Consider the following 839-nt stretch of genomic DNA (forward strand, 5'->3'; position numbering starts at 1 on the left):
GAACTGGCACTTAGTCTTGGAATTGACATTCAAATTTCCAGGTGCAAGATATGAGCCTCCCACAGGCGCGATTAACGCTCCCGCAAAATATGAAACAAGCACATTTTTATGATGTTTCTCAAAGCCTTACTGTATAACGGTTCTAAAATGTGCAAGTTAAGAGTTAGGTCGATTTTTCTTTTCCGTGTCATACACCGCTAATTCTATTTGGAGTTTTCCAAGTATTACGTGGTATCAGTACAATCAGACCCAAAATCAGGTTTTTCCTTAGGCAGTAAGGCATTAATTCCTCTCATCCTTCAATTAGGAGCGAACGCACAGTTATACTTAGCGATCGCACTTTTTAGTTCTGGCTTCTCTAATACCCGCTCCCACTCATCACACATCGCGTAGTTCTTCACCAGAACATGAGTAATAGTGTCCTTAAACTTGTCGAGTGATTCAATGAATAACTTCACACTGTCATATGCCCCAGTACAGACGAACCATTTGACTACTGCCACATCATATTGAGCGCCGACTTCAAGAACACTGTTGCGTGAAATCCATTCGTTGACGAGGGGATAAACCTGCGCCGGGAGATTCACAACCACTGATTGAGTTAATGCCAAATTAAAAATCTCGTCAGCATCATAAGATTTTTTCTCATCTTCACTAAATGAGGCAGTTATGGCTCCATCCGGGTAAACTTCACTCACATCGGCATTTGTGCGATCGGCATCTACCAGCGTTAGCTTCATTTGCTTTGGAACAAACTCTACCGACTGTAACAGAAACTGAGAGCGCGATCGCCTACCAAGAGCGCGTCAAGGAAACTTTGCAACCATCACTCGACATCA

The 839-nt window shown here is 42.9% G+C and carries 1 protein-coding gene; it reads right to left on the bottom strand.

The annotated features are described in order from the left end of the window. Nucleotides 1–299 precede the first annotated feature (299 nt). Nucleotides 300–740, bottom strand: coding sequence for a hypothetical protein (locus ACM0OZ_RS49055; protein ID WP_414590195.1), 441 nt, complete (start codon nucleotides 738–740; stop codon nucleotides 300–302). Nucleotides 741–839 lie beyond the last annotated feature (99 nt).

Origin of the sequence: Scytonema sp. PCC 10023 (assembly GCF_963920835.1) — a bacterium.
Classification (GTDB): Bacteria; Cyanobacteriota; Cyanobacteriia; order Cyanobacteriales; family Nostocaceae; genus Kalymmatonema.